Annotated in this window: 1 pseudogene; it reads left to right on the forward strand. The window is 51.0% G+C overall.

What is annotated here, in order from left to right:
- A pseudogene (locus A3761_RS26770) lies at positions 1–206 on the forward strand (polysaccharide biosynthesis protein); the annotation flags it as partial.

Raw genomic sequence — 206 nt, forward strand, 5'->3', positions numbered from 1 at the left:
CGCTTGCTGTGCAGACCATTCCACAAATTAATGATGTTGTCAGCGGTAAGGCGCGAATTGAAGAAATTCGTGATGTTGATATTGAAGACCTGCTTGGGCGTGATGAAGTCGCGGCCGATAGGGCCAGGCTTTCGGGTTGTATCTCAAATAAGGTGGTGATGGTCACTGGTGCGGGGGGGTCAATTGGCTCTGAGTTGTGTCGCCAA

It is taken from the genome of Oleiphilus sp. HI0123 (assembly GCF_001635315.1).